Annotated in this window: 10 protein-coding genes; 3 read left to right on the top strand and 7 right to left on the bottom strand. The window is 67.5% G+C overall.

What is annotated here, in order from left to right; translation table 11 throughout:
* Nucleotides 1-4: 4 nt before the first annotated feature.
* The 5 genes from gspF to P5705_RS00165 are packed head-to-tail and all read right to left on the bottom strand — an operon-like array spanning nucleotide 5 to nucleotide 6674.
* On the bottom strand, nucleotides 5-1207 hold the full coding sequence (gene gspF / locus P5705_RS00185; protein WP_277458860.1) for a type II secretion system inner membrane protein GspF: 1203 nt from the start codon (nucleotides 1205-1207) through the stop codon (nucleotides 5-7).
* 3 nt (nucleotides 1208-1210) lie between these two features.
* Nucleotides 1211-2650 carry a GspE/PulE family protein gene (locus P5705_RS00180; RefSeq protein ID WP_277458859.1) on the bottom strand — a complete coding sequence of 480 codons (1440 nt, stop codon included), beginning with the start codon at nucleotides 2648-2650 and terminating at the stop codon, nucleotides 1211-1213.
* Nucleotides 2650-4605, bottom strand: coding sequence for a type II secretion system secretin GspD (gspD, locus tag P5705_RS00175; RefSeq protein WP_277458858.1), 1956 nt, complete (start codon nucleotides 4603-4605; stop codon nucleotides 2650-2652). Before gspD ends, P5705_RS00180 begins: the two co-directional genes overlap by 1 nt.
* Before the next feature lie 3 nt (nucleotides 4606-4608).
* A complete protein-coding gene (locus P5705_RS00170; RefSeq protein WP_277458857.1) occupies nucleotides 4609-5034 on the bottom strand; it encodes a pilus assembly protein PilZ in 426 nt (141 codons plus the stop codon).
* The gene (locus tag P5705_RS00165; RefSeq protein WP_277458856.1) at nucleotides 5031-6674 is read right to left on the bottom strand and encodes a lipoprotein UxpA; all 1644 of its coding nucleotides are present in this window, start codon (nucleotides 6672-6674) and stop codon (nucleotides 5031-5033) included. Before P5705_RS00165 ends, P5705_RS00170 begins: the two co-directional genes overlap by 4 nt.
* Before the next feature lie 223 nt (nucleotides 6675-6897).
* Here P5705_RS00165 and P5705_RS00160 point away from each other — a divergent pair, with 223 nt between their 5' ends.
* The 3 genes from P5705_RS00160 to P5705_RS00150 all read left to right on the top strand — a co-directional run bounded on the left by P5705_RS00160 (nucleotide 6898) and on the right by P5705_RS00150 (nucleotide 11198).
* Entirely contained in the window at nucleotides 6898-8973 is a 2076-nt protein-coding gene (locus P5705_RS00160; protein ID WP_277458855.1) for a PhoX family protein, read from the top strand.
* A 168-nt stretch (nucleotides 8974-9141) separates the two neighbouring features.
* On the top strand, nucleotides 9142-9816 hold the full coding sequence (locus P5705_RS00155) for a heavy metal response regulator transcription factor (RefSeq protein ID WP_011535343.1): 675 nt from the start codon (nucleotides 9142-9144) through the stop codon (nucleotides 9814-9816).
* On the top strand, nucleotides 9813-11198 hold the full coding sequence (locus tag P5705_RS00150; RefSeq protein ID WP_277458853.1) for a heavy metal sensor histidine kinase: 1386 nt from the start codon (nucleotides 9813-9815) through the stop codon (nucleotides 11196-11198). Before P5705_RS00155 ends, P5705_RS00150 begins: the two co-directional genes overlap by 4 nt.
* 122 nt (nucleotides 11199-11320) lie before the next feature.
* Here P5705_RS00150 and pdxJ read toward each other — a convergent pair whose 3' ends face one another.
* Nucleotides 11321-12043 (bottom strand): pyridoxine 5'-phosphate synthase, encoded by a 723-nt coding sequence (gene pdxJ / locus P5705_RS00145; RefSeq protein WP_431196908.1) that lies wholly within the window; start codon nucleotides 12041-12043, stop codon nucleotides 11321-11323.
* 62 nt (nucleotides 12044-12105) lie between these two features.
* Nucleotides 12106-12789: a DNA repair protein RecO gene (gene recO, locus P5705_RS00140; RefSeq protein ID WP_277458849.1), complete on the bottom strand. Its 684-nt coding sequence runs from the start codon at nucleotides 12787-12789 to the stop codon at nucleotides 12106-12108.
* Between the last annotated feature and the right edge of the window lie 66 nt (nucleotides 12790-12855).

Raw genomic sequence — 12855 nt, 5'->3', positions numbered from 1 at the left:
CTTGTCACAGTTGCAATCCTTGATTGAGCTGCATGATCGGCAGCAGCACCGCCAGCACGATGAACAGCACCACGCCGCCCATCACCAGGATCATCAGCGGCTCGAACAGCGCCATCGCGGTGTCCACCTGGCGGGCGAAGCCGCGCTCCTGGTCATCGGCCACCCGTTCGAGCATGTCGGCCAGGGTGCCGCTGGCTTCGCCGCTGCCGACCATGTTCACCAGCAACGGCGGAAACTGGCCGGCGCCGTCCAGCGCCCGGTGCAGGCTGGTGCCGCCCTGCACCTGCAGGCGCACCTGCTCCATCGCCGCGCGGATACGCCGGTTGCCGACCGTCTCGGTGGCCACCTGCAAGGCTTCGAGCAGGGCCACGCCGCTGCCGCAGAGGATCGCCAGGCTGCGCGCCAGCCGCGCGCTCTCCAGCACCTGCAGGACCTGGCCGATGCGTGGCAGGCGCAGCAGCAGGTCGTCGCGGCGCAGGCACCAGTGGGGCTTGCGCAGCAGCACGCCTGCGAACAGCGTCAGCATGAGCGCCAGCACCAACAGGTAGGGCCCCACTTGAACCAGCCCCTGGCTGAGGCCGATCAGCAACGACGTGATGAAGGGCAGGCTCTGCCCGGAATGGGCGAATTGTTCGGTGAGCTTGGGCACCACGAAGGTCATCAGGCCGACCACCACCGCCAGCGACACGCCCATCAGCACCGCCGGGTAGATCAGCGCGGTGCGCGCCTTGTGGCGCTGGCGTTGCACTTGTTCCAGGTGATCGGCCAGGCGCGCCAGCACCTGCCCCAAACGCCCCGAGCGCTCGCCGGCCTCGACCAGCGCGCAGTACAAGCCAGTGAAGGGCACCCCCTGGCGCGCCAGGCTACGGGCCAGCCCCAGTCCTTCAGCGAGGGCGCCGCGCAACGCCACCAGCACGGCGTGCAGGGCCGGCTGGCGCAGTTGCCGTTCAAGGGTGGCCAAGGCATCAACCAACGGGATGCCGGCACCGACCAGCGTCGCCAGCTGGCGGGTCAGCTCGCACAGCTGGGCACGGCTCAAACGCTGGCGACGTGGCTGGGCCTGGCCGGCCTCATGGCGCTGCAAGTGCCGGGCAAACAGCCCCTGCTCACGCAACAACTGGCGCGCATGGCGCTCGCTGTCGGCTTGCACGCTGGCCTTGTGCGCCTTGCCGGCGAGGTCCACGGCCTGGTAGCGATACGTCGGCATCGGTCAGCCCTGCACCACACGCAACACTTCGGCGAGGCTGGTCTGGCCCTGCGCCAGGCAGTCGGCGGCCATCGCCACCAGGCTCTGCCGGCGACCCTCCAGGTACGCCTGCATGGCCAGTTCGCTCTGGCCGTCGTAGAGCAACGCCACCAGCCCGTCGTCCAGTTCAATGAATTCGTACAACCCCAGGCGCCCGACATAGCCGCTGCCCTGGCAATGCTCGCAGCCCACCGGATGATAGGTTTCGACCAGTTGCGGCCACATCTCGCGCTCCGCGCTGTGCAGCGGCCGCGCCATCGCGCAGGCGCACAGCCGCCGCACCAGGCGCTGGGCCAGCACCCCGCGCAGGCACGAGGCGATCAGGAACGGCTCGACCCCCATGTCGCGCAGGCGGGTCACCGCCCCCACGGCGCTGTTGGTGTGCAGCGTCGACAGCACCAGGTGCCCGGTGAGGCTGGCCTGCACGGCGATCTGCGCGGTTTCCTGGTCGCGGATCTCACCCAGCATGATCACGTCCGGGTCCTGACGCAGGATGGCCCGCAGGCCGCTGGCGAAGGTCAAGCCGGCCCGTGGGTTGATAGCGGTCTGGCCGATACCGGCGATGGCGTATTCCACCGGGTCCTCGACGGTGAGGATGTTACGGCTGCCGTCGTTGAGACTGTTGAGGCTGGCGTACAGGGTGGTGGTCTTGCCCGAGCCGGTGGGGCCGGTGGACAGCACGATGCCGTTGGGCCGCGCCAGGCAGCCGCGCAGGCCGCGCAACACAGTGGCGGGCATGCCCAGGTTGTCCAGCGCCAGCAGGCTGGCCTGCTTGTCGAGCACGCGCATCACCACCCGCTCACCGTGGATGCCGGGCAGGGTCGAGACGCGCACGTCCACCTCGCGCCCGGCGGCGCGCAGGGTGATACGGCCGTCCTGGGGCTGGCGCTTCTCGGCGATGTCCAAACGGGCCATCACCTTGATCCGCGACACCAGCATCGCCGACAGTGCCCGCGGCGGGCGCAGCACTTCGCGCAGGTGACCGTCGACCCGCAGGCGTACCACCAGGCTCTGCTCGAAGGTCTCGATATGGATATCCGAGGCACGCAGGCGCAGGGCCTGGCCGAACAGGCCGTTGATCAGGCGGATCACCGGCGCTTCGTCGTCGCTTTCCAGCAGGTCCTCGATGCGCGGCATCTCGCTCATCAGGCTGTCGAGGTCGACCTGTTCGCCAATGCCCTCGATCAAGGCTTCGGTCGCCGCCTCGCCGGCCTGGTAGAGCTGGCCGAGGCGCTCGTCGAACTGGGCATGGTCGAGGTGTTCCAAAGCATGTGGCTGGCCATGAACGCGCAACAGCTCCTGAAGCTGGTCACTGTCGGCGTCACCGCGAAGCCACAACTGCCATCCGCCCTCGCAGGGGGACATGGCCAGGCCGCTCTGGCGCGCCAGACGATAAGGCAGCATCACCAGTCACCGCCTTCGAGCCGCGCCCGGCTGGCCGGGAACGCCTGCAACAGCGGCATGCCTTCGGCCAGCGCCGGCAGTTTGAGCGGGGTGTCCTGGCGCAGGCTCTGGTATTTCTGCTGGCTGAGCCCGGCCAGGCTCTCGCCGTCGCGCAGGATGCGCGGGCGGATGAACACCATCAGGTTCTGCTTGGTGTTCTTGCTGGCGTCAGAGCGGAACAGCCGGCCCAGGCCGGGGATGTCACCGAGCAACGGCACACGCTGGTTGCTGGTGCTCAGCTCGTCGCTGATCAGGCCGCCGAGAATCACCAGGCCGTTATCCTCGACCATGACCTTGGTCTTGATCTCGCGCTTGTTGGTGATCACATCGCTGGCCGCGCGGGAATCGGCGATCGACGATACCTCCTGGACGATGTCCAGGCGCACGCTGTTGTCGACATTGACCTGCGGCTTGATGCGCAGCTTCACCCCCACTTCCTTGCGCTCGATGGTCTGGTAGGGGTTGGCGTTGTTCTGGGTGACGGAGCCTGTGACGAACGGCACCTCCTGGCCCACCAGGATCGACGCCTCGGCGTTGTCGAGGGTCAGCAGGGTCGGGGTGGACAGCAGGTTGAAGCCGCTCTTGCCCTTGAGCGCGTTGACCAGCATGGCGAAGTTGAAACCACCGCCGAAATGGCCGAAGCCGACGGTGGCGCCCGTGGTCGCCGACAGCAGCTTGCCGAGCTTTTCGTTGTCGCCGCTGCTGGCCGCGCCGGCGATATTGGCGATGTTCACCCCGTTGCTGCCGAAGTTGACGATGCCCGCGCCGAACTTCTCGTCGGCGAACAGCCATTGCACGCCCAGCTCCTGGGCGCTGCTGTCGGACACTTCGGCGATGATCGCTTCGACCACCACCTGCGCCCGGCGGATATCCAGCTGCTCGACGATACTGCGGTAGGCGGCCAGCTCGCTGTCGGGGCCGACCATGACCACGGCGTTGGTGCCCTCTTCATATTCGAGGCGGATGCCGGAATCGCTGGCCGCCTGCAACGGCTTGTCCTTGCCCTCTCCCTCGCCGCCATCGCTCGGCACCGCGCCGCTCTGGCCCAACCCGCGCAACACCTTGACCACCTCGGCGGCATTGGCATGGCGCAGATACATCACCTGGGTGTTGCTGCTGTGCCGGTTCTCGCTTGGCCGGTCCAGTTGGGCAAGCAAGGCGCGCACCCGCTCGCGGCTGTCGGCACTGCCGCGCACCAGCAGGGCGTTGCTGCGCGGGTCGGCGACCACCTGGGCGCTGTCGGCGCCTTGCTCGCGGCCCAGCAAGCGGGTCACCAGCCCCGCCGTGTCGGCGGCGCTGGCGTGCTTGAGCGGCATCACCTGCAGCGGTTCGTCGCTGACCTGGTCGAGCTGGCGCAGCAGGCTGTCGATGCGTTCGAGGTTGCTGCGCCAGTCGGTGACCACCAGCAGGTTGGCGGCCGGGTAAGGCGTGATCACCCCGACCCGCGGGTCGATCAGCGGCTTGAGGATGTTGAGCATCTGCTCGCTGGCGGCATTGCGCACGTTGAAAACGCGGGTGGCCACGCCATCGCTGCCTTCGGACTTCTTGCCGGGCCGCTCCACCGGCACCGGCTCCAGGCGCGCGGCCTGGTCGGGGACGATCTTCACGCTGCCGTTGGGCAGGTCCACCGTGGCGAAGCCCTGGGCACGCAGTTGAGCGAGGAAGATATCGTAGATGGCGTCGGCGTCATGGCGATCGACCGTGCGCACGGTGACCTTGCCCTGCACTCGCGGGTCGACGATGAAGGTGGTGCCGGTGATGCGCGACACGCTGTCGATGAACTCGCCCAGCTCGGTGTCGACGAAGTTCACCTCATACAGCGGCGTGCCATCGTCGGCGAACACTTCCGGCTCCTCGGCCCAGGCCAGGGACAGGCCCAGGGTGAGCACCCCGGCCAGACAGTACCGTGCGATCATCATTCATCCTTGGCGCTTGAAGCCGGTCACGGCGGGGCGTGGCGGCCAGGGCAGGCGCTCGCGCCGCCCGTGGTTGTCGAAAATCAGGCCTTGTGCGTCGATATCCTGCAGCACGATGCCCGGCGCCAGGCGCTGGCCACGGCCCAGGGTGCGCACCTGCTCGCCGTGGCGCAAAACCACCACGCTGGCCGACAGAGGTTGGGCCTTGAGCCCGCCCAGGTAATGCAGAGGCAAGCGAGTCAGCGGTATCACGCCATCGTCCACCGGTGCCTGCCAGTGCCCCACCAGCAAGCCTGGCAGCGGCACCTCGATCTGCTGCACGGCCTGGGCCGGTTGCGGTTGCTGGCTGAACAGCAGCACGCATTGCGCCGCCAGCCAGCCAGCGAGGGTCAGCAACAGGCCGGTGGCGATGCGCCGTGTACCGATCACACCGCCTCCTGACGCGGGTGCCAGCCGGGGTGCCCCTGCACGTAGCGCACGTCGGGCAGCTGCAAGGGTGCCAGTCGCCAGCCCGGCGCCTGCCGCACCAGCCAAGCCTCGACGGTTTGCCACAACGGCACGCCGGCCTGGGCATCGACATGCAGGCCGAAGGTCCGGCACAGCCCCTGCACGGGTTCGAACCCGGCGACTCGCTTGCCGGTCGGGCTGTAGTTCACTTGCCAGGCGTGGTTCTGCCAGCGCGGCAGGTCCTGGCTGTTGTCCAGCAGCAGCGGGTCGCCGAACAGCTGCTCGGCGGCGTTTTCCAGAACCTGCTCGACAGATTGCGCTGGCACTTCGAGCACCGGTGCGGGGTAACCACCGGTCAGGCTGATCAGGTGTTCACGGGTGATGGACTCACCGGCTTGCACAGGAAAGTCGTAGCGCAGGCCGGGCAGCAGCACCGGCATGCTCGAGCCGTCGGCCAGGGCCTGGTGCAACAGGTTGTCCCAACTACCGCCACGGGTATCGCGCCGCCACAGCGCTTGCGGCGCTCGGGCCAAGGGTTGGTCGAGCCAGGCCGCATGGCCGCTGCGCTGTCTGTGCAGCACGCCACGTAGCTGGCCGGCTCGGGCCAGCGCGCCGGGTTGAAGGTGCTGCTCGAATGCGGGGAAGAACCGGGCGTCGAACTGCCATTGCCCGCCTGTCTGCCGACAACGCAGACGAAACGCGCCACTGGCCCGGCAACCGGCGAACAGCACCGGCACTCGCCGCCCACTGGCCTGGGTGGCCTGCACCGGCGCAGGCCACAGATCCTGGCCCCGGGCGCACAGCAGCACGTCGATTTCCGGGATTCGCTCGGCCAGCCACAGGCCCGGCCCGCTGCCGACATCGGCCAGGGCCACCACCAGGTCGCCCTCGCGGCGGGCCTGCTGGAAGCTGGGCAACAACGACTGGTACCACTGCTTGAGGGAGGCCTTCTGGTCCTGGGCATAGGGGTCGGTAACGCCGACCACCGCCACGCGCACACCGCCGCGCTGGAACACCTGCACACCTGAGATACCCAGCGCCTTGGCCTGCTCGCTGGCCAGGCCCGCCCCCAGGGTAATAGAAGAAGACTGCCGGTAGAGCGCTGTGCCGCGCTGTGGCCAGAGCACCCGCTCGTCGCTGCTGACCCGCGCCTCGCTGCCCAGCAGTTGGCTGCCCTGCACGCCACTCTCGCCTTGGGTGAGGTAGGCCAGGCCACTGCCGTTCCAGCACTGGCCGTTCTCCAAGGTCAGGCAGCGTTCGGCTCCGGCTTCGCCACGCAGCTGCTCGAGCAGGGCCGCCAGCACCGCGTAGCCACCCAACCGAGCCTGTGCGGCCTGCCCGGCATCGAGCAACGGTGCCAGCTCCGGCTGTGCGTCGCGGGCATTCGAACCGCTCATCCACGGCGCACGGCCCAGGTGGCTCACCGGGCCCAGGCGGGTCGCCGGAACCACGGCCTGGCCAGGCAGGCGGGCGTCGAGGGTATCGGCCACGTATAGCAGGTCCACCGACCGCTCACCGCCAGCACCGGGCAGTGGCAGCGCGGAACAGGCGCCGAGCAGCGGTGCCAGCGCACCGATGCCCATCCAGCCGATCACGTCACGCCTGCCCATGTTGCTTGCCATCGACCCCGCCATCCTTATCCGAGTACACGTTGGGTCCCGGATAGTGCGGCGTTCTCGTGACAGTTTAATGGCAGAAAGGCGCTGTTAATTCCAAAGCATTATTTATTCAGCTCCATTAAGAACCGTGCGTTTTAACAGTGCGTCACATTTCTGCAAATCAATCATCATACTTACGCCCTAAAGTCGCTGTTTCCTCCCACTCAGCCAACATAAGGACACCCTGATGAGTCGAGAATCCGGCGATAACCTGGACCGCAACCCGAGCGACAACCTGCCGATGGCCAGCGTCATGGACGCCTACCTGAGCCGTCGGAGCGTGGTGCGCGGCAGCCTCGGCGCGGCCATCGCGATGATCGCCGGCGCCGGGCTGAGCGGCTGTTTCGACAGCGGCGGTGGCTCCAACCATGACGATCCGGTCAGCGAGCCACCGGTGACCACCCCGGATCCGAAGCCGGAAAAACCCAAGCTCAAGCTGGGCTTCAACTCCATCGCAGGCTCGCGCACCGACGCCTGCGTGGTCGCCGCCGGCTACAGTGCCTACGTGCTCGCCCCCTGGGGCACGCCGCTCAACAGCAACGGCAACCCCTGGAAGTCCGACGGCAGCAACACCTCCACCGACCAGGCCAACGCCATGGGCATGCACCATGACGGCATGCACTTCTTCCCCATCAACGGCAGTTCCGACGACGGCCTGCTGGCGATCAACTTCGAATACATCGACACCGCGGCCCTGCACCCGGCCGGCCCGACCACCGACGCCAGCGGCAAGCGCCCGGCCGAGGAAGTGCGCAAGGAGATCAACGCCCACGGCGCCGGCGTAGTGCGCCTGACCAAGGTCAATGGCCGCTGGCAGGTGATCCAGAACGACCCGCTCAACCGCCGCTTCACCACCGCTTCGCTGATGAACATCGCCGGCCCCCTGCGCGGCACCGACCACGTCAAGACCAAGTTCTCGCCCAGCGGCACCCAGTGCCGCGGCACCAACAACAACTGCGGCAACGGCTACACCCCGTGGGGCACCTACCTGACCTGCGAGGAGAACTGGCCCGGCATCTTCGTCAACAAGGGCACCCGCCCGGCCAACCAGACCCGCATCGGCGTGGGCAGCTCAAGCGGCCAGTACAAATGGGAAAGCGCGGCCGGCGACGCCAGCGAAGTGGCCGATGAGTTCGCCCGCTTCAACATCACCCCGACCGGCGCCGGCGCCACCAGCGACTACCGCAACGAGGCCAGCACCTACGGCTACATCGTCGAGATCGACCCCTACAACAGCGCCACCCTGGCGGTGAAGCGCACCGCCCTCGGCCGCTTCCGCCACGAAGGCTGCTGCCCGGGCCTGCCGGTGGCGGGCAAGCCACTGGTCTGGTACACCGGCGACGACTCCAACAACGAATACCTCTACAAGTTCGTCTCCGACGCGGTCTGGGACCCGGCCGACGCCAGCCCCGCCGACCGCCTGGCCACCGGCGCCAAGTACATGGACAAAGGCAAGCTTTACGTGGCGCGTTTCAACGCCGACGGCAAGGGCGTGTGGCTGCTGCTCGACGTCGCCACCGCGACCACCAACGGCAGCACGCTCGGCGCGCTGTTCGGCGACCTGCCGGGGATCATCCTCAACACCCGTGGCGCCGCCGACGCCGTGGGCGCGACGCCCATGGACCGCCCGGAGTGGACCGCCGTCAACCCGCTCAACGGCGACGTCTACCTCACCCTCACCAACAACAGCGCGCGCACCGCCGCCAAGGTCGATGCGGCCAACCCGCGCGGCCCGAACCGTCATGGCCATATCATCCGCTGGCACGACAGCGACGATCACAAGAGCTTCACCTGGGACATCTTCGTGTTCGGCGCCAACGCCGCCGGCGCCCCGGACATCAACCGCTCCGGCCTGACCGAGCTGAACCAGTTCGCCAGCCCCGACGGCATGAGCTTCGATAGCCGTGGCGTGCTGTGGTTCGAGACCGACAACGGCGAAACCACCCTGACCAACTACACCAACGACCAGCTGCTGGCGGTGATCCCCACCGACCTGGTCGACGCCACGGGCAAGCAGGTCCCGGTCAACGCCACCAACCAGGCCGACCTGCGGCGCTTCTTCGTCGGCCCCAACGGCTGCGAAGTAACCGGCATCACCTTCACCCCGGACAACAAGACACTGTTCATCAACATCCAGCACCCGGACAACTGGCCCTACACCGACAAGGCCACCGACACCACCCCGGCCGGCAGCTCGGTACGCCCACGCGCCGCGACCGTGGTGATCCAGCGCAACGACGGCGGCGAGATCGGCACCGCCTGATCGCATTGATCGAGGGGCGCCCCGCGCCCCTTTCAGCCACATGACCCGCCCATTACAGATCGGTTATCTGCGCGGATTCGCTCGCCACATGTCGTAACATCGCAGCCCTTGACCCTGATACAGCTACAGGGTTGAGAATCGCCGCCATTCTTCCGACCGAGCCCGACCATGCGCCTACTGATCATCGAGGACGAACCCCGTACCGCCGACTACCTGCAGCAAGGGCTGCGCGAGAACGGCTACGTGGTCGACTGCGCCCACACCGGCACCGACGGCCTGCACCTGGCCCGCCAGCAGCCCTACGACCTGGTGATCCTCGACGTCAACCTGCCCGAACTGGACGGCTGGGGCGTGCTGCAGCGCCTGCGCGCCGAATCGTCCACACGGATCATGATGCTCACCGCCCACGGTCGCCTGGCCGACCGGGTCAAGGGCCTTGACCTGGGCGCCGACGACTACCTGCTCAAGCCTTTCGAGTTCCCCGAACTGCTGGCGCGCATCCGCAGCCTGCTGCGGCGCAACGACCAGCACCTGCAGCCCAGCACCCTGAAAGTCGCCGACCTGGAGCTCGACCCCGGCCGCCATCGCGCCTGGCGCGGTGGCCAGCGCATCGACCTGACCGCCAAGGAGTTCGCCCTGCTGCACCTGCTGATGCGCCAGAGCGGCGAGGTGCTGTCGCGCACCCAGATCATCTCGCTGGTGTGGGACATGAACTTCGACTGCGACACCAACGTGGTCGAGGTGTCGATCCGCCGCCTGCGGGCGAAGATCGACGACCCCTTCGAGGACAAGCTGATCCACACCCTGCGCGGCGTCGGCTATGTGCTCGAGGCCCGGCCTTGAAACGCGCCAGCCTGTCCCTGCGCCTGGGCCTGACCGTCACCCTGCTGGGCGCGGCGCTGGTCCTGCTGCTGGCCTGCCTGGCGGTGTTCGCCCTCGACCACGAACTGGACAGCCGCGCACGCAAGGACCTGGCGCGCAAGATGCTGCAGGTCGAGCACAACCTGCGGGTCGACCTGCGCAGCGACGACCTGGGCACCCGCGCCCACCCGCTGCTCGACCTGGTCATGGGGCACGACAACCTCAGCCTCAGCGTGATGGCCGTCGATGCGCGCCACCCGGCCCTGATCAGCCTCGGCCCGGCCTTGGAGTCACAGCATCTTCTGACGCTGGACGCCGACGCCCGGCTGACCTTCCATGAATGGCGAGATGCCGACGGCAACCAGATCCTTACCGCCAGCAGCCTGATGCGCCTGCGCGACGACACCCCGGTCAAGGTGCTGATGTCGCTCAACCGCGACGACGACAATGCGCTGCTGCAGGCGTACCTCAACTCCACCCTGCTGGCCCTGCCATTGCTGCTGCTGTTGATCGGCATCGCCGCCTGGAAACTGGTGCAGCGCGGCCTGCGTCCCCTGCGCCACTTCCGTCGCATCGCCGGCCAGGTATCGGCTCAAGACCTGGGCCATCGCCTGCCCGACAGCGACCTGCCTGTGGAACTGGCCGACTTGGCGCGGGCCATCAACGTCATGCTCGATCGACTCGACCAAGGGGTGAGCCAGTTGTCGCAGTTTTCAGACGACCTGGCCCACGAACTGCGCACCCCGATCGGCAACCTGATGGGCAAAGCCCAGGTGACACTGGCCCGCGAGCGCGATGGCGAGCGCTACCGCGAGGCGCTGGAAGACAGCGTCGAGGAGCTCACCCGGCTCAACCGCATCATCAACGACATGCTGTTCCTCGCCCAGGTCAGCCAGCCGCAGACGCAGGTGGCGCTGTTGCCCGTGGCGCTGGCTGACGAAGTCGTGCGGGTGAGCGAGTTGTTTGCGTTCAGTGCCGAGCTCAAGGACATCACCCTGGAGCTCCAGGGTTGGGGCACGGCCTTGGTCGACCGGCTGATGTTCCAGCGGGCACTGTCAAACCTGCTGAGCAATGCCCTGCGCCACAGCCCGGAAGGTCAGGCGGTGGTCGTGGGTATCGAGCGGCGGGGGAATGAGGTCGCGGTCTGGGTGGAGAACCAGGGGCCGGGGATCGCCGAGGCGCATCAGCCGCATCTGTTTGAACGGTTCTACCGGGTGGGGGCCGGTCGTTCGCGGCTGGAAGGCGGGACCGGGTTGGGGCTGGCGATCGTGAAGTCGATCATGCAGTTGCATGGCGGGCGGGTCGAGGTGTGCAGCCAGGCCGAAGGACCGACCCGGTTCACATTGGTATTCAGAAGCGAATGATGTCAGGGGCTGCTCTGCAGCCCTTTCGCGACACAAGGCCGCTCCCACAGGTTGGCGCTATCCCTGTGGGAGCGGCCTTGTGTCGCGAAAGGGGCGCAAAGCGCCCCCCGCAATCCCATACCTCAGCGCGAAGCCGCGACGATCAGCGCCTTCATCTCTGCCACCGCCGCCTTGAAACCAACGAACAAGGCATGGGCCACCAACGCATGGCCGATGTTCAGCTCGTTGATGCCCTTGATCGCAGCCACGGCCTCGACGTTGTGGTAATGCAGGCCATGCCCGGCATTGACGATCAAGCCCTGCCCCACGCCAAACGCAACGCCATCGACAATACGCTGAAGCTCTTCGGCCACCTCGGTCGGGGTTTCGGCATCGGCATAACGCCCGGTATGCAACTCGACGGCCGGGGCACCGACACGGCGCGAGGCCTCGATTTGCCGCTCGTCGGCATCGATGAACAGCGACACCTCGGCACCCGTGCGCGACAGGCGCTCCACCGCCGCCTTGATCCGTGCCTCCTGGCCGGCCACGTCCAGGCCACCTTCGGTGGTCAATTCCTGGCGGGTTTCCGGCACCAGGCAGATATGCGCCGGGCGAATCCGCTCGGCAAACGCCATCATCTCCTCGGTGACGCCCATCTCGAAGTTCATGCGGGTCTGCAGCACGTCCTTGAGCAGCAGTACGTCGCGCTCCTGGATGTGTCGACGGTCTTCGCGCAGGTGCACGGTGATGCCGTCGGCACCCGCTTCCTCGGCATCCAGCGCGGCTTTGACCGGGTCCGGATAGCGGGTGCCCCGGGCCTGGCGCAGGGTCGCCACGTGGTCGATGTTGACACCGAGAAGCATGCGGTTGCTGTGAGTCACGAAAGGGCTCTCCTGAAGATTGAGGCCCACAGCATACGTCGTGCTCAGCGCTTGCGAAACAGTTCGCGGCTGACCAGCGGCTTTGTGCCCAGGTGCACCGCCAACGCCTGGCGCATCAGGCGCTTGGCCGCCAGCAAGGCACCCGGCGCGTCCCAGTCGGCCTCGGCCAGCGCCAGCAGCTCGCTGCCCTTGAACAATCCGGGCTGGAACAGCTCGACCCGTTCCAGCCCGGCGTCGACTCGCAGGCGGTAGAGGCCGTCGGCGACCACCTCTGCGTCATTGACGTCCCGGCTCAGGGAGAAGGCGTACCCCAGTTCATCCAGCAGGCGCCATTCGAACGAGCGCAGCAACGGCTCCAAGGGTCGCCCGGCAGCCAGGGCTTGCAAGGTCAGGGTGTAGTGTTCGAACAACGCGGGATACGGCGCCTCCGCCGGCAGCAGGCGCATCAGCAGCTCGTTGAGGTACAGGCCGCTGAACAGCGCGTCGCCATGCAGCCAGGCCGCGATGCCGGCGCTGTCGAGGCGCCCGACGTTCTTCAGCTCGCCACGCCCGCGCAGTTCCACTTCCAGAGGCACGAACGGCCTGACCAGGCTGCCGCCCTTGCCCCGCGCCCGGCGCAGCACCGCCCGCACCCGGCCTTGCGGGGTGAAGAAGTCCACCAGCGCGCTGGTTTCCTTGTAGGCGCGGCTGTGCAGTACGAAGGCGGGTTGTGGGGTGGGTTGGTCCATGATGAATCTCTAAACCCAGATTTGACGCACCCTTGTAGGAGCGGCCTTGTGCCGCGAAAGGGTCGC

It is taken from the genome of Pseudomonas entomophila (assembly GCF_029478665.1).
GTDB lineage: Bacteria > Pseudomonadota > Gammaproteobacteria > Pseudomonadales > Pseudomonadaceae > Aquipseudomonas > Aquipseudomonas entomophila_F.
The sequence above is the reverse complement of the archived record's forward strand: the minus strand, read 5'-3'. Positions and strand labels throughout refer to the sequence as shown.

Bases quoted from the DNA above. Each gene is read 5' to 3' on its own strand.
- gspF (WP_277458860.1), bottom strand. From the start codon at position 1,207: ATGCCGACGTATCGCTACCAGGCCGTGGACCTCGCCGGCAAGGCGCAC.
- P5705_RS00180 (WP_277458859.1), bottom strand. From the start codon at position 2,650: ATGCTGCCTTATCGTCTGGCGCGCCAGAGCGGCCTGGCCATGTCCCCC.
- gspD (WP_277458858.1), bottom strand. From the start codon at position 4,605: ATGATCGCACGGTACTGTCTGGCCGGGGTGCTCACCCTGGGCCTGTCC.
- P5705_RS00165 (WP_277458856.1), bottom strand. From the start codon at position 6,674: ATGGCAAGCAACATGGGCAGGCGTGACGTGATCGGCTGGATGGGCATC.
- P5705_RS00160 (WP_277458855.1), top strand. From the start codon at position 6,898: ATGAGTCGAGAATCCGGCGATAACCTGGACCGCAACCCGAGCGACAAC.
- P5705_RS00155 (WP_011535343.1), top strand. From the start codon at position 9,142: ATGCGCCTACTGATCATCGAGGACGAACCCCGTACCGCCGACTACCTG.
- pdxJ (WP_431196908.1), bottom strand. From the start codon at position 12,043: ATGCTTCTCGGTGTCAACATCGACCACGTGGCGACCCTGCGCCAGGCC.
- recO (WP_277458849.1), bottom strand. From the start codon at position 12,789: ATGGACCAACCCACCCCACAACCCGCCTTCGTACTGCACAGCCGCGCC.